An 18899-nucleotide genomic window follows, 5' to 3' on the forward strand; every position below is an offset into this window, starting at 1 on the left:
AGCCGCAAATACGGAGATAATCGGTATCAGCCGCGACAGCCTGCGTTCCCACGACGGATTCAAGTCCAAACTGGAATTGCCTTTCCAGCTTATCTCGGATCCTGACGAGACGGTATGCAACTTGTTTGATGTCATGAAAATGAAAAACATGTATGGCAAGCAAGTGCGCGGCGTAGAACGGTCGACATTTATCATTGACGGAGCCGGCAAATTGGTGAAAGAATGGCGTGGAGTGAAAGTACCTGGGCATGTCGATGAAGTGCTTGAATTCGTAAAGGCTCTGCCGTAGTTGCGTAACCCATTGAACATAGAAATCCATTCTTTACAAAAAGCCGTTTGTGGAAAGGGTATGGCACCCTCCAGAACGGCTTTTTTGTTTTTCAAGCCTGTCCTTCTGCGTTTCATTTCATCCCTCCTGTCGTGTTTCACATCTTCCCGTCTGTGTCTCACCCCGCTGGTTATCTCAAGTTGTACGTCCCGAAATTTTTCATATTGAGGTCCTGATGCCACTGCCCAAAATACCGACCAAACCCGCAGTACTGCTCTCCCCTAGCGACTATCCCAAGGCAGAAAAAGGCAAATCCGTCAAACCCGTCATGAGCCTCGTCGAATCGGCTCCGCAAGAAGCAGAAGCCGCGCCGAAAGCGCGCGCCAAGACCACCGAAAAAACCATCGCCACAAAACAGCGTGCCACGCCGAAGACGGTCGACAGCGTGATCAAGTCGAGCGCCAGCCGCGTCGCCGACAAGATGGGCGTGACCAAGATGTTTGTGCTGGATACCAATGTGCTGATGCACGACCCCACCTCCCTGTTCCGCTTCGAGGAACATGACGTCTATCTGCCAATGATGACGCTGGAGGAACTCGACAACCATAAGAAAGGCATGTCCGAGGTTGCAAGGAATGCGCGCCAGGTATCCCGTTCGCTCGATGCCCTGGTTGCGGATGTCGGCGAACACGATATCGAAGACGGCATTCTTTTATCCAAGCTCGGCAATAAGGATGCGAAAGGCCGCCTTTTCTTTCAGACCAAATTGCAGAACACCACATTGCCGGAAGGGCTGCCGATCGGCAAGGCAGACAATCAGATCCTTGGCGTAGTACGGGCCCTGGGCGAACAGTTTCCCGGCCGTCCGATCGTTCTGGTGTCGAAGGACATCAATATGCGCATCAAGGCGCGTGCGATGGGCTTGCCGGCGGAAGAGTATTTCAATGACCATGTCCTTGAAGATACCGACCTGCTGTATTCGGGCATTCTGCAGTTGCCGGATGACTTCTGGAACCGCCACGGCAAGGGCATGGAATCCTGGCAAGAAAACAAGAACGGCACCGGCTATACGTTCTACCGGCTGACCGGTCCGGCGGTGCCTTCGTTCCTGGTCAATCAGTTCGTCCACCTCGAGCCCAACAACGGCGAAGCGCCGTTCTACGGTCAGGTTAAGCAAATTAACGGCAAGACGGCTGTGTTGCAGACTCTGCGTGACTACACGCATGCGAAGAACAGTGTCTGGGGAATTACCGCGCGTAACCGTGAGCAGAATTTCGCATTGAATCTGCTAATGAATCCGGAATGCGATTTCGTTACCCTTCTGGGACAGGCGGGTACCGGGAAAACTTTACTTGCGCTGGCCGCGGGCCTCGCCCAAGTATTGGAAACCAAGCTGTACAACGAAATCATCGTCACGCGTGTCACCGTACCTGTCGGTGAAGACATCGGCTTCCTGCCCGGCACGGAAGAGGAAAAGATGTCCCCATGGATGGGCGCCTTCGATGACAACCTGGAAGTGCTTAATAAATCCGACACCGACGGTGGCGAATGGGGACGTGCGGCGACGCAGGACCTGATCCGCTCGCGAATCAAAATCAAGTCACTCAACTTCATGCGTGGCCGGACCTTCGTCAATAAGTTCCTGATCATTGACGAGGCGCAAAACCTGACGCCGAAACAGATCAAGACGCTTGTGACACGTGCAGGCCCTGGCACGAAGATCATCTGTCTCGGCAATATCGCGCAGATCGATACGCCATACCTGACAGAAGGTTCGAGCGGCCTGACTTACGTGGTCGATCGATTCAAGGGCTGGTCACATAGCGGCCATGTCACGCTGGCGCGCGGTGAGCGTTCGCGCCTGGCCGATCATGCCAGCGAGGTGCTTTGACGGACGAGTAACTGGCTTGAGCCGGTGAAACGAAAAAGCCTGCATTTCGATGCAGGCTTTTTTGTTGGTTGGCTCTCGTGGCTGTAGAGTATGTCTTAAAACAACTGTGTACCGATCCACCATGACACCGCTGCAATGAATGCCGATGCAGGAATGGTCAGCACCCATGCCCAGACGATATTACCTGCGACGCCCCACCGCACCGCCGACATTTTCCTGGATGAACCGACGCCGACAATTGCACCCGTGATCGTATGGGTTGTCGATACCGGAATACCCAACCCGGTGGCGAGGAACAAGGTAATCGCACCACCTGTCTCTGCACAAAAACCACCAACCGGCTTGAGTTTCGTGATCTTTTGTCCCATCGTCTTCACGATTCGCCAGCCTCCGAACAATGTGCCGAGCCCGATAGCCGCGTAGCAACTGATAATCACCCACCAAGGCAGCGCCGAGTCCGCGGTGCTATATCCGGCGGCAATCAACAGCATCCAGATGATGCCCATGGTCTTCTGCGCATCGTTACCGCCATGGCCGAGGCTGTACATCGACGCCGACACCAGCTGCATGCGGCGAAACCATTTGTCCACCTTGCGCGGCGTGGACCGGACAAAAATCCATGACACCAGCACCATCATTATCGAGCCGAAGATAAAGCCGAGAAGCGGCGACAGCACGATGAAGGAAATGGTTTTGAGCAAGCCCGACGCAATCAAAGCACCGGTGCCTGCCTTCGCGACAGCGGCGCCGACCAAACCGCCGATCAATGCGTGGGACGACGACGAAGGAATACCGTAGTACCACGTGACCACGTTCCAGAAAATTGCGCCGACCAGCGCGCCGAACACGACATAGTGATCGACGAAAGCCGGATCGACGGTTCCCTTTCCGACTGTCGTTGCCACCTTGAGCTGGAAAAAGAAAATGGCGATTACGTTGAAGAATGCCGCCATCGCCACTGCCGTCTGGGGCTTGAGAACACCGGTGGAAACGACGGTTGCAATTGCGTTGGCCGCGTCATGAAAACCGTTCATGAAGTCGAATATCAGGGCCAATGCGATCAGAAAGCCAAGCGTGTAGATACTGATCTCGAGGGTGTTCATGAGTAATGTCTTATTCTGATTTGAGTCTTACAAATTCACAATGTGCGGACCTCCCGGCCAATAACCTCCATTGATATCACTGTCAATGGCCGCTCCGCATCACGTCTGCGCTACCTGTTCAGACACATCACGCATTTTCCACGATGATGCCTTCAATAATGTTGGCAACGTCCTCGCAACGATCGGTCACGGTCTCGAGAATTTCGTAAATCGCTTTCAGCTTGATCAGGTTGCGCACGTCCGGTTCGTCCCGGAACAGTTTCGACATGGCTGCACGCATCACATGGTCGGCATCCGATTCCAGGCGATCGATCTCCTCGCAGATGAGCAGGATCTGGCTGGAGTTGTCCATATTGCTCAGAAGCGAGACCGCGGCTTTTACCTTCTCAGTACATCCAAGGCAGAGCTCCGCCAGCCGCTTGGCTTCAGGCGTGATTGCCTTGATGTCATATAGGGAAATAGTCTGGGCGGCATCTTCAAGCAAGTCCAGGATGTCATCCATGCGCGTGATCAACTGGTGGATGTCGTCACGGTCCAACGGCGTGATGAATGTCTTGTGCAACATGTCCAGCGTGGTGTGGGTCACCTTGTCCGCCTGTTTTTCGATGCCCTCGATTGCATGCACTCGATTTTCCAGGTCGTCGAAGTTTGTCATCAATGCGACCATTTCCTTGGCCCCTTTGACGCAAAGGTCGGCGTGCTGAACAAACAGGTCAAAAAATTTGCCCTCGGTGGGCATTAAACGTCCAAACATGGAAGCACTCTCTTAGTTGATATATGTCTTTAATCCGCGACTGTTCTCCGCTCAGGCATCCATTGTCGGAAGCCGGACTAACGATCGCTATTCGCCGCCGAAAATTGCCTGGCCGCCGGTGTAATTATCGAATTTCGTGTATTGGCCGAGGAATGTCAGGCGCACAGTGCCGATCGGGCCGTTACGCTGCTTACCGATAATGATTTCGGCTGTGCCTTTGTCCTGCGAATCCGGGTTGTAGACTTCGTCCCGGTAAATAAACAGAATCACGTCGGCATCTTGCTCGATAGCGCCCGACTCCCGCAAATCCGACATCACCGGACGCTTGTTGGGCCGCTGTTCAAGGGAGCGGTTCAGCTGTGACAATGCGATAACCGGGCAATGAAGTTCTTTCGCCAAGCCCTTCAGGTTTCGTGAAATTTCCGAAATTTCGGTCGCACGGTTTTCACCAGCGGAATTGGCGGACATCAGCTGCAGGTAGTCAATGATGATCAGGCCGAGCTTGCCGCACTGGCGTGACAGTCGTCGCGAGCGCGCGCGCAATTCGATCGAGCTCAGAGCCGGGGTCTCGTCGATATACAACTGGGCATCGTTCATCTTCTGAATCGCATGCGTCAGCCGCGGCCAGTCTTCATCAACCAATCGCCCGGTCCGCAACCGGTGCTGATCGAGACGCCCCACCGAGCCGAGCATGCGCATGGCCAACTGAGTGCCGCCCATCTCCATGGAGAACACGGCGACCGGCAAACCACTTTCGATGGCGACATTCTCGCCAATGTTGATGGAGAAGGCCGTCTTACCCATCGACGGACGACCGGCAACGATGACCAGGTCACCCGGCTGAAGCCCGGAGGTCATGCGATCCAGATCGGCGAATCCGGTCGGCACGCCGGTGATTTCGTTCTGATTGTCGCGGTTGTAAAGCTCGTCGATGCGTTCGACTACCTGCGTCAACAGCGGCTGGATTTCCTGGAAACCCTGGGCACCTCGTGCCCCCTCTTCCGCGATGGCAAATATCTTTGATTCCGCTTCATCCAGCAACTGTTTGACTTCCTTGCCTTGCGGGTTGAAAGCCTGTCCGGAAATTTCATCCGAAACCGTGATCAGCTTGCGTAGAACGCCGCGGTCACGAACGATCTCAGCATAGCGACGGATGTTGGCTGCGGATGGCGTATTTTGCGCTAGCGCGTTCAGATACGATAAACCGCCGACTTCTTCTGCCTTGCCCGAACTGGCAAGTGCCTCAAACACGGTGATAACGTCCGCCGGCTTGGTATTGTTGATTAGTTTGACGATGTGTTGAAAAATAATACGGTGATCGTATCGGTAAAAATCGTCATCGCGCACAAAGTCGGCGATGCGGTCCCACGCGGCGTTATCCAGCAGCAGCCCACCGAGAACGGACTGTTCTGCCTCGATGGAATGCGGCGGTACACGAAGGGATTCAAGTTGCGGATCGGCGCGGTTGTTCATGGCGCGAATTATACCTGCTCGCCCTACTGCCAAGAGTTGGAAGGGGCGGAATATTGAAGAGTTTTTCTGACCTGCAACATTGGAAATATTTTGCAGAAGGTCAACAAAAAAGCCGGGAAATCCCGGCTTCTTTGCATTTGCTACTGAACTGCAAGTGATTAAGCCTGCTCGCCAACCACCGAGATCGTAACGTCAACAACCACATCCGTGTGAAGAGCAACTGACACGCCATGATCGCCCACAACCTTCAATGGGCCCTGCGGCATACGGATCTGCGCCTTCTCAACCGGGAAGCCTTGCTTAGTCAGCGCTTCAGCGATGTCGTAGTTGGTTACTGAGCCGAACAAACGCCCGTCAACGCCGGCCTTTTGTGAAACTTTGACCGACAGGCCGTTCAGCTTTTCGCCTTGAGCTTGCGCAGCTGCAAGTTTCTCGCCTGCGACTTTTTCGAGATCGGCGCGCTTTGCCTCGAATTCCGCAACTGCAGCCGCCGTCGCACGGCGGGCCATACGCTTAGGAATAAGAAAGTTGCGGGCGTAACCGTCCTTGACACGGACCACTTCACCGAGATTGCCGAGATTAACGACTTTTTCCAACAGAATGACTTGCATGTTTTTCTCCTAATTCAAGCCGTTAATTACGCGTTGTGCAGATCGGTGTACGGCAGCAGCGCAAGGTAGCGAGCGCGCTTGATGGCCGTATCGACTTGACGCTGATAATGCGCCTTGGTGCCTGTCAGGCGTGCCGGCATGATCTTGCCGTTTTCCTGAACGAAGTCCTTCAGCGTATCAACGTCCTTGTAATCCACTTGTTCCACGTGCGCTGCGGTGAAACGGCAGAATTTTTTGCGCTTGAACAGCGGGTTTTGCTGCTGGCGCTTTTGCTTGAGCTTGCTTTTATCGAATTTTTTACCGAATGCCATGATTGGCTCCTGTATCTAGTGATCTATGTGATTGCCTCGAAATCGGCAATATGGAATACGAGACTTTTGCTGTTGCGGTTTTTGCGTGCAAGGAAGCCGGTGAACCGAAAAGGTTTGCCTAGTTCCGCCTGGTTGAACCGTCCGGAGATTTCGCCTGCTGCCAGCGCAGAAATCTCAAACGTCACCGAGCGGGGTACACCCGCTTCAACCTGTTCCGAATCGTGCAGCAGTTTTGCCGACACGATCGGGATGCCTGCCGGGGTGTAGCGCAATACATCGCGCTCGGCAATAGTGGCAACCAGGCAAAGCTGATTCACGCTCCCCAAACCGCAATACGCCGCGAATTAAGCAGCCGGCGCCTCGGCTCGCTGAGTCTTGACAGCATCTTCCTTCTGCACGGCCTTCATCATCGGCGAAGGTGCAGTTTCGGCCTTCTTCATCTTGACTGTCAGATGACGCAGAACGGCGTCATTGAACTTGAATCCGGTTTCGATTTCAGCCAGCGTTTCGCTGTCGCATTCGATATTGAGGCAAACATAGTGGGCCTTGGCCAGCTTCTGGATCATGTAAGCCATCTGGCGACGGCCCCAGTCTTCAACGCGATGCACTTTGCCGCCGCGTGTGGTCACAATACCTTTGTAGCGCTCGATCATTGCGGGCACTTGCTCGCTTTGATCAGGATGCACGATAAATACGATTTCATAATGACGCATGTAATCTCCTTAGGACAGATTGAATAATCGCCCACCCCGGCGTCAAGACGAGTGTGGGAAGAGGAAAGCCGGCGATGATAACCTGAAATCCGGTAAATTTCAATGCATTCAATGCCTTATATAACGCAAACGCTCCGATTCTCAATGAAATTGCGAAGTTGCTTGCAAAGCGGTGTGTACTGTATAAAAATACAGGCTGTCATTACAAACAGCGCTTCCAGGAAGCCAATACGGCCATGCTTAAACTTACTGCACGCCAAGAACAGATCTTGAATCTCATCAGGGAAGCCATCGACAATACCGGTTTCCCACCTACCCGTGCCGAGATTGCCGCTGAACTCGGCTTTCGTTCTGCCAATGCCGCTGAAGAACATTTGCAGGCGTTGGCGCGCAAAGGGGCAATCGAAATTTCACCCGGCACTTCGCGCGGAATCCGCCTGCTCGACATGGCGACAGGCGAGGCACCAAAGCGCGGCGGCCAGCAGATGTCCCTTCCCCATGCTTCACTGATGCAACTGAGTTTGCCGCTAATCGGCCGGGTGGCTGCAGGATCTCCGATCCTGGCACAAGAGCATGTCGAAGCAACATATGCAGTGGATCCTTCACTATTCCCTGCCAAGCCGGATTACTTGCTCAAGGTACGCGGCCTGTCGATGCGCGATATCGGAATCATGGACGGTGACCTGCTGGCGGTCAAAAAGGCGGATTCCGCCAAGAATGGCCAGATCGTCGTCGCACGACTCGGGGATGAGGTCACGGTGAAGCGCTACAAGAAAACCGGATCGCTGATCGAGTTGCTGCCTGAAAATCCTGACTTCAAGCCAATTCGGGTTGCATCCGGTCAAGAAGATTTTGCTCTCGAAGGCCTTGCGGTTGGTTTGTTACGAGCTTGGGGCTAATGGCTTTTACAATCGCCTTACCGCGGCCGCGTTCGCAAAATCTGTGTAGCGATGCCGCGGATGATGTTGACTTCTTCCGTTTCCAGCTGCGTTCTCGAAAATAGACGCTTCAGCCTCGGCATCAGTTTTTTCGGATTATCCGGATCCAGGAAATCGATCGCAATGAGTGCCTCTTCAAGGTGTGCATACATTCCATCTATTTGCGCAATGTTGGCCGCTTGACCATGAAAGCCAATAGGTGAGGACGCTAAAACAGGATACCCGCCGGTATCAGTTCCGATATCAGCCATGCTGCATTCATACGCCAGCACCTGCACCGCCTGAGCAAGATTCAATGAGGAATATGCCGGATTCGCCGGAATGTTGATCAAAGCATTGCATTTTTCAACAACGCCATTCGGCAATCCGTAGCGCTCATTGCCAAACACGAGGGCGGCCTGCAATCCTGATTCGACAGTTAATTGACTGGCAAGCATGCGCGGCGTCAGAACTGGCGGCGAGAATTCACGCAGCCTGGCGCTCAAGGCCGCCGCAAAATTGCACCCGTCCAACGCCTCTTCGATCGACCCGACAACCTTCGCGGCGCTCAGCACATCCGACGCGCCACTTGCAAATGCGATGGCCTCCTCGTGTTCCGCAACATCGGCGAAGCGCGGATTGACCAATACGAGGCGGGAAAACCCCATTGTCTTTATCGCCCGGGCAGCGGCGCCGACATTGCCTGGGTGACTGGTTTCAACCAGCACGAAGCGCAGCCGGTCGGACAGATCGGTACTAGTTTGAGTCAGGTTCATTTAAAATAGCGTTATCTGCGGTCGGGGGCACACGCCTTCGTTGCCGCTTCGCTCATTAATCGATATATGCGGTTCCGTGCGGCAGAAGGCTACGGTGCCGCCATTTTAACGGAACCTCTATGCATCCCATGCTCAATACGGCGGTCAAGGCAGCCCGCCGTGCCGCTTCGATCATCAATCGCGCCTCCTTCGACATAGACCGTATCAAGGTGACCCAGAAAGGGCACAATGATTTCGTGACGGAAGTGGACCAAGCGGCAGAGCAGGCGATCATCGACGTCCTCAAAACAGCCTATCCGGATCATGCGATCCTTGCCGAAGAAACCGGCGCATCGAGCAATCTCCATGATGAAAACGACAATGTCTGGATTATCGATCCGCTTGACGGCACTACGAATTTCATCCACGGCTTCCCGCAATACTGCGTATCGATTGCGCTTCAGCAGCGCGGCATCATTACACAGGCAGTGATCTTCGATCCGACCCGCAACGACCTGTTCACGGCAACAAAGGGCAGCGGCGCCTATCTCAATGAGAAGCGCATTCGCGTCAGTCGCCGCGACAAGATGGCGGATGCATTGCTTGGTACCGGATTTCCATTCCGGAATGGTGACGGATTGGAGGAGTACATCAAGATGTTTCGGATCATGACGGAGAAGTGCGCGGGCCTGCGCCGTCCTGGGGCTGCTGCCCTGGATCTTGCCTACGTCGCGGCAGGCAGGCTCGATGGATTCTTCGAGCGCGGCCTTCAGCCTTGGGACATGGCGGCGGGTTCCCTGCTCGTCACCGAAGCCGGCGGCATCGTCGGAACATTCGCCGGAGAATCCGACTACCTTTACAAGAACGAAGTGATTGCAGCGACACCCAAGGTGTTCGCGCAAATGGTGAATGTTTTGTCTCAATTCAAGAAGTAAACTGCCCGCTTCACAACTGCCCGGCTTGCCGCGTCCATCCCACGAAGCGGCGGAGACCGGGCGCTGTTATACTTCGCGCACGCGGCATTGCAAACCAGTCCCCTGCCGCTGTCTATCCGACCTTCCGCATCCTAACCCGTTTGCCTGCGACTGGCGCCTCTAGTGGCGACAGGCCGATACTTCCTGATTGAGTTTTCATGTCTTTTACCCAGCTCGGCTTGTCCGACGATATCGTTCGCGCTGTCAGCGAACAAGGCTATACCATTCCCACACCAATTCAGACCCAGGCCATTCCTGCCGTTCTGGCGGGCGGCGATCTGCTCGCCGGCGCACAGACCGGAACCGGCAAGACCGCAGGATTTACCCTGCCCATCCTGCAGCGCCTGGCAGCGAAATCCATCAACCCGGCAGCGGCCCGCCGTCCGATACGTGCATTAATCCTTACGCCGACACGCGAGCTTGCCGCGCAAGTCGAAGAAAGCGTGCGTGTTTATGGCAAGTATCTGAAATTGAACTCCGCCGTGATATTCGGCGGTGTCGGCATCAATCCTCAAATAACGCTGCTGAAACGCGGCGTCGATATTCTTGTGGCGACACCGGGCCGTTTGCTGGACCACATGCAGCAAGGCACCGTGGACCTGTCGCAGATCGAGATCCTTGTTCTCGATGAAGCTGATCGCATGCTCGACATGGGATTTATCCGCGACATCAAAAAAGTGCTCGCCGCCCTGCCGAAGCAGCGCCAGAATCTGCTGTTTTCCGCGACGTTTTCAGACGAGATCAAGGCCCTTGCCGATGGTTTGCTGAATGCGCCGGCAATGATTGAAGTGGCGCGCCGCAATTCAACGGTTGAAGTGATTGCACAAAAGGTGCACCCGGTGGACCGCAACCGCAAGCATCCACTGCTCAGTCACCTGATCAAGACGCAGCAATGGTCACAAGTACTGGTATTCACCCGCACCAAGCACGGCGCGAACAAACTGGTGGAGCAACTCGGCAAGGAAAGCATTTCGGCGCTGGCCATCCATGGCAACAAAAGCCAGGCCGCCCGTACGCGCGCATTGTCGGAATTCAAGGATGGCAGTCTGCAGGTGCTGGTCGCTACCGACATTGCCGCACGAGGGATCGATATCGATCAGTTGCCCCACGTGGTCAACTACGATCTGCCGAACGTGCCTGAAGATTATGTGCACCGGATCGGCCGTACCGGCCGTGCAGGAGCGACCGGCGAAGCGGTATCGTTGGTCTGCGTCGATGAACATGGATTGCTGAAGGATATCGAGAAGCTGATCAAGCGAACACTGCCGCAGGAAGTCGTGGCCGGATTCGAGCCGGATCCGAATGCAACACCGCAACCGATACAACTGCGTAGCGGCAACGGTGGCGGCGGAAGACGGCCGCAGCAGCAGAAAGCGCCGGCAAATTCATCCCGCAACGGCCATGGCGGCGCAAAGCCGGCCGGCCCGTCAAAGACCGGCGCCAGTAACCGGCCGGGTGGTAAAACCGCGCCGCCCCATCGATCCGGCGGGCGCGGGCGCTAACAGCCCGGCAGTCGCAGGCGCAACAGGGAACGCGGAAGTGGTCCTTCGCGCCTGGGGCCAATGAAATGAACTCCTGCCGCCATAGTGCGTGCAGAAGTTCATTGTTCCCTCTTCCTTGAATTCCAGCCTACCGCCCCACCATCGCAGAGGGACATGTGCTCCATGAATGACTGCGCCGGTTAAAATGGCAGATTATTCAATACGCCTTCAAAAGGGTTGGAATGGCTTCAAAACCAGTTCTCTTGCCGGATCAAACCGATACTGCCGGTGATGCTCAGCCGCGCTATCAGGAGCCAATCGAGAAGCACACGCCGATGATGCAGCAGTACTTGCGCATCAAGGCCGATCACCCATCCACGCTGCTGTTTTATCGCATGGGCGATTTTTATGAATTGTTTTTCGACGACGCCGAGAAAGCGGCACGACTGCTCGGCATTACACTGACGCAGCGAGGCGCATCCAACGGTTCTCCCATCAAGATGGCAGGCGTACCGTTTCATTCGGCCGAACAATATCTCGCGAAGCTGGTTCGGTACGGCGAGTCGGTAGCGATCTGCGAACAAATCGGCGATCCGGCGACCAGCAAGGGGCCGGTAGAACGAAAAGTGATTCGGGTAATCACCCCGGGCACTTTGACCGATGCCGACCTGTTGCCGGAAAAATCGGAACGGCCTTTGCTGGCGATTTACCCGGTGTCCAACCGAAAGGCAATGACTCTCGGCCTCGCCTGGCTATCGATGGCCAGCGGCGCGCTCAAGCTGATGGAAATTTCCGGCGATGCCAGGTCGGTGGATGATCGTGTCAAGCAGGAACTGGAGCGCATCGCACCGGCGGAAGTACTGATTGCCGATGATGCCCAAGCCATGGAAAAGCATATCGTGACGGGTAAAGTGACAGCCGTTCCAGGCTGGCACTTCGATATGCGCAGCGGCGAGACGGCGCTGTGCGAACAGCTATCCGCCGCGAGCCTGTCCGGATTCGGCGCCGATCAGATGAGCGCCGCGATCGGCGCCGGTGGCGCCCTCCTCCGCTACGCGCAATCAACCCAGGGAAAAGGACTGCAGCATGTCCGAACCCTTTCCGTCGAATCCGAAAACGAATTCATTGGTCTCGATGCGGCGACCCGGCGCAACCTGGAACTGACCGAAACCATTCGCGGCCAGGACGGCTCCCAAACATCGCCAACCCTGTTTTCCCAGCTGGACCACTGCCGCACGGCCATGGGGTCCCGCTTGCTGCGGAATTGGCTGCATCATGCCCGCCGTGACCAAGCGATTGCCAAGGCGCGCCAGGCAGCGATCAATGCACTCATGCGCACGGATGCGTCCGCCAGTTTGTCGGCCACGCTGGCGCAGGTGCCGGACATTGAACGCATCACTACCCGCGTCGCCCTCCTTTCGGCCAGGCCACGCGACCTGGCAGGCCTGCGAGGCGGACTGCAGCAATTGCCGTCTCTGCGCGACTGCGTGGAAATCTGCAACAAGGATGCGGATGCTTCTTTGCTCGCAGCGTTGCAGCAGGCACTGGCGACGCCGCATGATTGCCTGGACCTGATTGAACGGGCGATTGCGCCGGAACCTGCGGCGATGGTGCGCGACGGTGGCGTGATTGCGCGGGGCTTCGATGCGGAGCTGGATGAGCTGCGCGGCCTGTCGGAAAACGCGGGACAGTTCCTGGTGGAGCTGGAAGGCCGGGAGCGCGCCAGGACGGGAATTGCGAACCTTCGGGTGGAATACAACAAGGTACACGGTTTCTACATCGAAGTGACCCATGGCCAGACAGCCAAGGTGCCGGACGACTATCGCCGGCGCCAGACGCTGAAAAATGCGGAGCGCTACATCACGCCCGAGCTGAAGGCGTTCGAGGACAAAGCCTTGTCGGCCCAGGAGCGCGCACTGACACGCGAAAAGTTTTTGTACGAAAAGCTCCTCAACGACCTCGCGCCGCATATCAGCATTCTGCAGGACATCGCCGCCGCGATGGCGCAACTCGATACGCTGGTTGCCCTCGCCGTCCACGCCATGCGCAATAACTGGTGTCCGCCCAGCCTGGTTTCCGAACCGGCACTCATCATCGAACAGGGTCGCCATCCGGTAGTTGAGAATCAGATCGAGCGTTTTATCGCAAATGATTGCAGGCTTGACCAGGAACGCAAGCTGCTGCTCATCACCGGACCAAACATGGGCGGCAAGTCGACTTATATGCGGCAGGTGGCATTGATCACTTTGCTGGCTTATGTCGGGAGTTTCGTGCCCGCCGCCAGCGCGACCATCGGGCCGATCGACCGTATCTTCACGCGCATCGGCGCAGCCGACGACCTTGCCGGCGGGCGATCAACCTTCATGGTCGAGATGACCGAATCCGCAGCCATCCTCAATGGCGCGACTTCGCAATCCCTCGTGCTGATGGATGAAGTCGGGCGCGGCACGTCCACTTTCGACGGCCTTGCATTGGCGTGGGCGATTGCCCGGCACCTGATAGAAAACACCCGCAGCTATACACTTTTCGCGACCCACTATTTCGAGCTGACGCAACTTCCGGAAACGCATCCGACCGCCGCCAATGTGCACCTGTCCGCGGTGGAGCACAGGGACAAGATCGTGTTCCTGCACGCGGTGCAGCCGGGCCCGGCATCGCAGAGCTACGGTCTGCAAGTGGCCCAGCTTGCCGGCGTGCCGCAATCGGTCATTCGGGCCGCTCGCAAGCATCTTGCCGCGCTCGAAGCGCAATCGGTACAGGCCACGCCGCAGTTCGACCTGTTTGCCAGCAGCATGCAGTCGACCGAGCCGGCGGATGACGAACCAGCGACGCAGGATGGTGTCTCGGAACTGGCACAAGCCTTGTCGGACATCGATCCTGATGCCCTGTCGCCAAGGGAAGCGCTGGACGCACTCTATCGCCTCAAGAGCCTCGCCAAAAATCAATAAGATGAAAGCGCACTTCTTGTTCGGGCTTTTTGCATGCAGCGTATCCCTGTGGATCGGTCCGGCCGCTGCAACGGACACATTTAGCTTCGGCGTTGTTGCGCATCCCGATCGGACGATGACGGAGGAAACCGATTTGCGGGAGGCGATCAGCGAATCCGATGCCGACAATCTCGCATTCGTAGTCGCGAATGGCATCAAGGCATCGGAAGAGCCCTGCAGCGACGAACTGTATCAGCGACGCAAAGCGCTTTTGGACAGCGCCAAGAATGGCGTGATCGTATCGCTCGCAGGGAGTGATTGGACAGGCTGCAGGCATGCAAATGGCCGGTCAGCTGCCATAGGCAGGCTGAACCGGCTGAGGGAATTATTCTTCACTGATGAATTTTCGCTCGGCGGCTCGCGCCTTCCGCTGGTTCGTCAGTCAGCAACGGCGAAATTCCGCAACTATGGAGAAAATGCACGCTGGGAAGTGAATGGAATCCTGTTCGCCACGGTGAATGCACCCGAAAACAATAACCACTTTTTGCTTGATGCAGGGCGCAATAGTGAATTCGAGGATCGCGTCGTTGCAAATCGCGAGTGGCTGCATAGGGTATTTACCTATGCCTCGCTTCGGAAAATGGATGGCGTGGTGCTATTCAGCAGCGGAAATCCGTTCGCGCCAGTCAATCGCGGGCCGGCTAAACACGATGGCTTTGCGGAATTGCGCAAGCAAATCCTTACGCACAGCACCAGATTTCAGGGAAAGACACTGCTCATTCACGGCCACAGTGGCGTGCCCAAAAAAATCAAGCCGAGCATTCGGTGGCGCGGCGATCTCGGGGTGCTGGAAGCCGGGGTGCCATGGACCAAAGTGAATGTCGATCCGACAGAGGCAGCGCTTTTCATCGTCAGCAAATCAACCAGCCGAATGAAATCCGCCATGCCTGCAGGCCAATAGCAGAAGCGGCGGTAGGCCGCTTCCATTCCGCAGGTTTTAATGAATCGGACGGCTGCGATAGTGGTCGCTGCTTTCGTCGTCCTGGCTATCATGATGATGGCCGTGCGCGCCATGCACATGCTCATGCGCGATTTCTTCGTCACTTGCGGCACGCACTTCCGCCACATTCAAATCAAAGCGCAGTGCCATGCCGGCAAGCGGATGATTGCCATCCAACACCACCTTGTCGTCCGCAATATCCGTCACAGTAAAGATCAGAGAACCTTCGGCAGAATCGGCGCCGTCGGGCGTACCCTCGAATTGCATGCCGACTTCGAGCGGTTCCGGAAGGCGATTGCGCGGTTCGATCTTGACAAGCGAAGCGTCGTATTCGCCAAACGCATCGTCCGGCTCGACCTGAATGGTGGTTTCGTAGCCTACGTCCTTGCCCTCCAGCGCTTCCTCGATCTTGGGCAGCGTGTTTTCGTATCCGCCGTGCAGATAGACCATCGGCTCGCGGCTCTCCTCAATCAGATTGCCTTGCGCATCTGAGAGTTTGTAGTGGAGCGTCACTACGGTGTTCTTGGCAATCTTCATATTGATTCCTTTCCATGGTATTCGAAAGATTATACCTTTTGATACGACGAGCATTCGTCGGTGCCTGGCACGGTGAACGTTGTACCGGCCGGCCTATATAATGCGCACATGAAAAAAAGCACACTACTCGGCGGCCTGTCTCCGCAGCGATTCCTGCAGGATTATTGGCAAAAGAAACCGCTCTTGATTCGTCAGGCCTTCCCCGCATTTGAACCGTTGATCGAGCGCGACGCATTATTTAACCTGGCATCGGAAGACGACGTCGAATCACGGCTGATTTCGATTGTCGACAATCAATGGCATTTGCAGAACGGTCCCTTTGATCGCTTGCCTAAACTGAAGCAGAAGGCGTGGACACTTCTCGTTCAAGGCGTCAATCTTCATTCAGAGTCGGCAAACGCCTTGCTGAACCAGTTCCGCTTTATTCCCGACGCGCGGCTGGACGACTTGATGATCAGCTATGCAACCGACAACGGCGGCGTTGGCCCTCATTTCGACTCGTACGACGTATTTTTGTTGCAAGCCCATGGCAAGCGGCAATGGAAAATCAGCGCCCAGGATGACCTTTCCTTGATCAACGACCTACCGCTGAAGATATTGAAAAATTTCCAGCCTGAACAGGAATTCATTCTTGAACCGGGGGACATGCTGTATTTGCCGCCGCAATATGCGCACGACGGCGTTGCGATTGGTGAATGCATGACCTATTCGATCGGGTTCAGGGCTCCGTCCTACCAGGAACTTGGCGAAGCATTCCTGCAGTTCATGGCGGATTCCATTGACCTGCCGGGTCGCTATACGGACCCGGACCTCAAGGCAACAAATCGTCCTGCCGAAATTAGCAACCTTATGTTTGACAAGGTCGCTGCCGAACTTGCGAAGGTTGAATTTACGGATGATGACGTTCGCATTTTCCTTGGCGAATATTTATCGGAGCCGAAAGCGAATGTATTTTTCGATCCACCATCCCAACCGATGTCACTCGCGGCATTCAAGAAAGTGGCGAGCAAAAACGGTGTAGTGCTGTCGCGGAAAACCCGCATGCTTTACCGTGGCAAATTCGTTTTCATCAATGGAGAGTCACTCGTTACCGATAAAAACGACAAGACGCTGCTTGCTGCGCTTGCCGACGAACGTCGGCTGAACGGCCCCGCAATTCGTGCCTTATCGCCTGATGCGATTGAAACCCTGCATGCCTGGCATGAAGATGGATGGATATTGGTCGGATAAACCCGTCCAAAGACAACAGCGTTACAAACCCTTACCAAAACGCAACCGCCGCCTGTCTTGCAGGAAAAAAACTCGCTATAATTGCGAGTTGGGAAGTTTTCAATCTACCGCAATGCAGCATTACCGCCGGGTAAGTTATTGAAACACCCCATAGAGCGATAATTACCGGTAATTATTCATCGCAATATTTTTTATAAAAAATCTCTGAAGGAAAATCATGAAAAAGACTCTGTTGATCGCATCCCTGATGGCTGCTGTTGCACTGGCCGCTTGCAGCAAGAAAGAAGAAGCTGCTGCTCCTGCTCCTGCTGAAGCACCTGCTGCTGCCGCACCGGCACCTGCAGCTCCTGCTGCCGAAGCACCTGCCGCTGCTGCCCCTGCAGCGCCTGCCGCTGACGCTGCTGCCCCTGCCGCAGCCGCTCCTGCAGCACCTGCTGCCGATACCACAGCAGCCGCTCCTGCAGCAGCCGCTCCGGCACCAGCAGCAACTGACACAACGACATCCAAGTAATTTCGGATATCGGAATCAAAAAGCCGACCTTTTGGTCGGCTTTTTTTTGGCGCTCCCGTTTCTGAATTCCACATCACGCCTGGCCGGAAAGCTCGATCCAATCGAATCCCTCTTCCTGGCATGCGATCCGCACCTCCACCGGTGCTCCCATAGGGTTGGTTTCAAGCCCACTGCAAAGTGCCTGTTGCGCGAGCGCTGGCGTATTATTCTGCTGGCTAAGGTGCGCGCCGACGACTATCCTCAAACGCGAGATGTCGAGCCCTGCGAGGATCTCCGCGGCAGTCTCGTTCGACAAATGGCCGTAGCTGCCTCCGATGCGTTGCTTGAGCGACCAAGGATAGCTGGAATTGGCAAGCATGGCCTTGTCGTGGTTGCATTCAAGCATTAGTGCATCACACCCGCTTAACGCATTGATCAGGTGCGGCGTCGATTGGCCGGCATCAGTCAGCACCCCGAGGCGAAACCGGTCATCATTGAGGACGTACTGGACCGGCTCGCGGGCATCGTGCGGCACCGTATAAGGAACGATTTCGAGGCTGCCGATTGCCAGTCGCTCTCCATCGCGGCAAAACCGCACATCGACCCCGTCACTATCTTTTTTCACAGCCTGATATGTGCCGTAGGTGAGCCACACAGGCACATGATGGCGGCGCGCGAACTTGAATACGCCGCCGACATGATCCTGGTGCTCGTGCGTGACAAGAATGCCGGCAAGATCGCCAGGCACCATGCCTCGCTTCGCCAGTCGTCGTTCGGTCTCGCGAATCGCGAAACCGCAGTCGAGCATGACGGTGGTGCGGGAAGACTGGGATAAAGCGGAGATAAGCAGCGAATTGCCTTCGCTGCCGCTCCCTAGACTGGCAAATTTCAAAGAGAACTTACTTTAATTGCTCATTCAACAGGGACAGAATGCGGTTCGCGGTCTGGGAGGATTCCGGACGACCTTCGTTATTGAGCACAGCAACCTGTGTCACCGCGCCATTGCCCTTTACCGCAACCTGATAGCGCTGCGCCGCTTTGGCCTTATCGTCGCCCCCGAAGGAGAACAACTTGGAGAAGAAGCCTTTTTCGGCGGCCCGGCTTGTCGCGTCATCTGCCTGATCGACATATCGGACGAAATACAAGCCCTGGGTACGGTCGCGGTCCTCGACCGTAAATCCTACTCGGTCAAGCGCCAACCCGACGCGGCGCCATGCACGGTCAAAACCTTCATCGACTTCGACGTAACCGGTGCCACTACCGTTCACCAGTTTGGCGCGTGCCGGCTGGGCTCCAGCATTGGCGACTACCGCTTTGGCTCGCGTGCTGTCCGTCCCAAGCCGCGCCATCAGGCGGGCCAGGAATTCGGCCTCGAGTTCGGGATCGGCCGGGCGTGGCGTCCACATCGTCGACTCCTTCTCCTGCCCGACAAGCACCTCTTGCGCACCGCGATGGCTGATGTAG

The 18899-nt window shown here is 55.8% G+C and carries 20 protein-coding genes; 9 read left to right on the top strand and 11 right to left on the bottom strand.

The genetic code is table 11. From position 1 onward, the window contains the following. On the top strand, window positions 1–289 hold a 289-nt coding region (locus V7080_RS11500), incomplete at its 5' end, for a peroxiredoxin (protein ID WP_334188534.1). Between the two features lie 214 nt (window positions 290–503). After that, window positions 504–2159 carry a PhoH family protein gene (locus V7080_RS11505; RefSeq protein ID WP_334188535.1) on the top strand — a complete coding sequence of 552 codons (1656 nt, stop codon included), beginning with the start codon at window positions 504–506 and terminating at the stop codon, window positions 2157–2159. A gap of 95 nt (window positions 2160–2254) precedes the next feature. On the opposite strand, the gene V7080_RS11510 is transcribed toward V7080_RS11505, so the two are convergent. From V7080_RS11510 to rpsF, 7 genes are all read right to left on the bottom strand, one after another. Continuing rightward, window positions 2255–3262 carry an inorganic phosphate transporter gene (locus tag V7080_RS11510; protein ID WP_334188536.1) on the bottom strand — a complete coding sequence of 336 codons (1008 nt, stop codon included), beginning with the start codon at window positions 3260–3262 and terminating at the stop codon, window positions 2255–2257. Window positions 3263–3389: 127 nt separating this feature from the next. After that, a complete protein-coding gene (locus V7080_RS11515) occupies window positions 3390–4016 on the bottom strand; it encodes a DUF47 domain-containing protein (protein WP_334188537.1) in 627 nt (208 codons plus the stop codon). 87 nt (window positions 4017–4103) lie between these two features. Next, the gene (locus tag V7080_RS11520) at window positions 4104–5489 is read right to left on the bottom strand and encodes a replicative DNA helicase (RefSeq protein WP_334188538.1); all 1386 of its coding nucleotides are present in this window, start codon (window positions 5487–5489) and stop codon (window positions 4104–4106) included. 158 nt (window positions 5490–5647) lie between these two features. Continuing rightward, the gene (gene rplI, locus V7080_RS11525; protein WP_334188539.1) at window positions 5648–6100 is read right to left on the bottom strand and encodes a 50S ribosomal protein L9; all 453 of its coding nucleotides are present in this window, start codon (window positions 6098–6100) and stop codon (window positions 5648–5650) included. A gap of 26 nt (window positions 6101–6126) precedes the next feature. Then, window positions 6127–6411 carry a 30S ribosomal protein S18 gene (rpsR, locus tag V7080_RS11530; RefSeq protein ID WP_334188540.1) on the bottom strand — a complete coding sequence of 95 codons (285 nt, stop codon included), beginning with the start codon at window positions 6409–6411 and terminating at the stop codon, window positions 6127–6129. 23 nt (window positions 6412–6434) lie between these two features. Then, window positions 6435–6728, bottom strand: coding sequence for a primosomal replication protein N (gene priB, locus V7080_RS11535; RefSeq protein WP_334188541.1), 294 nt, complete (start codon window positions 6726–6728; stop codon window positions 6435–6437). Between the two features lie 27 nt (window positions 6729–6755). After that, window positions 6756–7124, bottom strand: coding sequence for a 30S ribosomal protein S6 (rpsF, locus tag V7080_RS11540; RefSeq protein ID WP_334188542.1), 369 nt, complete (start codon window positions 7122–7124; stop codon window positions 6756–6758). A 236-nt stretch (window positions 7125–7360) separates the two neighbouring features. Between rpsF and lexA the strand changes: the two genes are divergently transcribed. After that, complete coding sequence (gene lexA / locus V7080_RS11545; RefSeq protein ID WP_334188543.1) at window positions 7361–8023, top strand: transcriptional repressor LexA; 663 nt, start codon at window positions 7361–7363, stop codon at window positions 8021–8023. Window positions 8024–8040: 17 nt separating this feature from the next. On the opposite strand, the gene V7080_RS11550 is transcribed toward lexA, so the two are convergent. Further along, window positions 8041–8817 (bottom strand): RNA methyltransferase, encoded by a 777-nt coding sequence (locus tag V7080_RS11550; RefSeq protein ID WP_334188544.1) that lies wholly within the window; start codon window positions 8815–8817, stop codon window positions 8041–8043. 119 nt (window positions 8818–8936) lie between these two features. Between V7080_RS11550 and V7080_RS11555 the strand changes: the two genes are divergently transcribed. From V7080_RS11555 to V7080_RS11570, 4 genes are all read left to right on the top strand, one after another. Next, window positions 8937–9731 carry an inositol monophosphatase family protein gene (locus tag V7080_RS11555; RefSeq protein ID WP_334188545.1) on the top strand — a complete coding sequence of 265 codons (795 nt, stop codon included), beginning with the start codon at window positions 8937–8939 and terminating at the stop codon, window positions 9729–9731. A gap of 197 nt (window positions 9732–9928) precedes the next feature. Beyond that, window positions 9929–11272 (top strand): DEAD/DEAH box helicase, encoded by a 1344-nt coding sequence (locus V7080_RS11560; RefSeq protein ID WP_334188546.1) that lies wholly within the window; start codon window positions 9929–9931, stop codon window positions 11270–11272. 314 nt (window positions 11273–11586) lie between these two features. Further along, window positions 11587–14199: a DNA mismatch repair protein MutS gene (gene mutS / locus V7080_RS11565; RefSeq protein WP_334188552.1), complete on the top strand. Its 2613-nt coding sequence runs from the start codon at window positions 11587–11589 to the stop codon at window positions 14197–14199. Between the two features lies 1 nt (window position 14200). After that, the gene (locus tag V7080_RS11570; RefSeq protein WP_334188547.1) at window positions 14201–15139 is read left to right on the top strand and encodes a hypothetical protein; all 939 of its coding nucleotides are present in this window, start codon (window positions 14201–14203) and stop codon (window positions 15137–15139) included. A 36-nt stretch (window positions 15140–15175) separates the two neighbouring features. Here the strand turns inward: V7080_RS11570 and V7080_RS11575 are convergent, their stop codons facing one another. Continuing rightward, window positions 15176–15715, bottom strand: a complete 540-nt coding sequence (locus tag V7080_RS11575) for an FKBP-type peptidyl-prolyl cis-trans isomerase (RefSeq protein ID WP_334188548.1) — start codon at window positions 15713–15715, stop codon at window positions 15176–15178. Between the two features lie 108 nt (window positions 15716–15823). Here V7080_RS11575 and V7080_RS11580 point away from each other — a divergent pair, with 108 nt between their 5' ends. Both V7080_RS11580 and V7080_RS11585 read left to right on the top strand, forming a co-directional pair. Then, window positions 15824–16945, top strand: a complete 1122-nt coding sequence (locus V7080_RS11580; RefSeq protein WP_334188553.1) for a cupin domain-containing protein — start codon at window positions 15824–15826, stop codon at window positions 16943–16945. Window positions 16946–17162: 217 nt separating this feature from the next. Continuing rightward, complete coding sequence (locus tag V7080_RS11585; protein WP_334188549.1) at window positions 17163–17456, top strand: hypothetical protein; 294 nt, start codon at window positions 17163–17165, stop codon at window positions 17454–17456. Between the two features lie 73 nt (window positions 17457–17529). Here V7080_RS11585 and V7080_RS11590 read toward each other — a convergent pair whose 3' ends face one another. Next, window positions 17530–18327 carry an MBL fold metallo-hydrolase gene (locus tag V7080_RS11590; RefSeq protein WP_334188550.1) on the bottom strand — a complete coding sequence of 266 codons (798 nt, stop codon included), beginning with the start codon at window positions 18325–18327 and terminating at the stop codon, window positions 17530–17532. 7 nt (window positions 18328–18334) lie between these two features. Beyond that, window positions 18335–18899: outer membrane protein assembly factor BamC (gene bamC, locus V7080_RS11595; RefSeq protein WP_334188551.1), on the bottom strand; the 565-nt coding region annotated here is incomplete at its 5' end.

This window comes from Noviherbaspirillum sp., assembly GCF_036846085.1.
Classification (GTDB): Bacteria; Pseudomonadota; Gammaproteobacteria; order Burkholderiales; family Burkholderiaceae_D; genus Noviherbaspirillum.

Bases quoted from the DNA above. Each gene is read 5' to 3' on its own strand.
- V7080_RS11505 (WP_334188535.1), top strand. From the start codon at position 504: ATGCCACTGCCCAAAATACCGACCAAACCCGCAGTACTGCTCTCCCCT.
- V7080_RS11510 (WP_334188536.1), bottom strand. From the start codon at position 3,262: ATGAACACCCTCGAGATCAGTATCTACACGCTTGGCTTTCTGATCGCA.
- V7080_RS11515 (WP_334188537.1), bottom strand. From the start codon at position 4,016: ATGTTTGGACGTTTAATGCCCACCGAGGGCAAATTTTTTGACCTGTTT.
- V7080_RS11520 (WP_334188538.1), bottom strand. From the start codon at position 5,489: ATGAACAACCGCGCCGATCCGCAACTTGAATCCCTTCGTGTACCGCCG.
- rplI (WP_334188539.1), bottom strand. From the start codon at position 6,100: ATGCAAGTCATTCTGTTGGAAAAAGTCGTTAATCTCGGCAATCTCGGT.
- rpsR (WP_334188540.1), bottom strand. From the start codon at position 6,411: ATGGCATTCGGTAAAAAATTCGATAAAAGCAAGCTCAAGCAAAAGCGC.
- rpsF (WP_334188542.1), bottom strand. From the start codon at position 7,124: ATGCGTCATTATGAAATCGTATTTATCGTGCATCCTGATCAAAGCGAG.
- lexA (WP_334188543.1), top strand. From the start codon at position 7,361: ATGCTTAAACTTACTGCACGCCAAGAACAGATCTTGAATCTCATCAGG.
- V7080_RS11550 (WP_334188544.1), bottom strand. From the start codon at position 8,817: ATGAACCTGACTCAAACTAGTACCGATCTGTCCGACCGGCTGCGCTTC.
- V7080_RS11555 (WP_334188545.1), top strand. From the start codon at position 8,937: ATGCATCCCATGCTCAATACGGCGGTCAAGGCAGCCCGCCGTGCCGCT.
- V7080_RS11560 (WP_334188546.1), top strand. From the start codon at position 9,929: ATGTCTTTTACCCAGCTCGGCTTGTCCGACGATATCGTTCGCGCTGTC.
- mutS (WP_334188552.1), top strand. From the start codon at position 11,587: ATGATGCAGCAGTACTTGCGCATCAAGGCCGATCACCCATCCACGCTG.
- V7080_RS11570 (WP_334188547.1), top strand. From the start codon at position 14,201: ATGAAAGCGCACTTCTTGTTCGGGCTTTTTGCATGCAGCGTATCCCTG.
- V7080_RS11575 (WP_334188548.1), bottom strand. From the start codon at position 15,715: ATGAAGATTGCCAAGAACACCGTAGTGACGCTCCACTACAAACTCTCA.
- V7080_RS11580 (WP_334188553.1), top strand. From the start codon at position 15,824: ATGAAAAAAAGCACACTACTCGGCGGCCTGTCTCCGCAGCGATTCCTG.
- V7080_RS11585 (WP_334188549.1), top strand. From the start codon at position 17,163: ATGAAAAAGACTCTGTTGATCGCATCCCTGATGGCTGCTGTTGCACTG.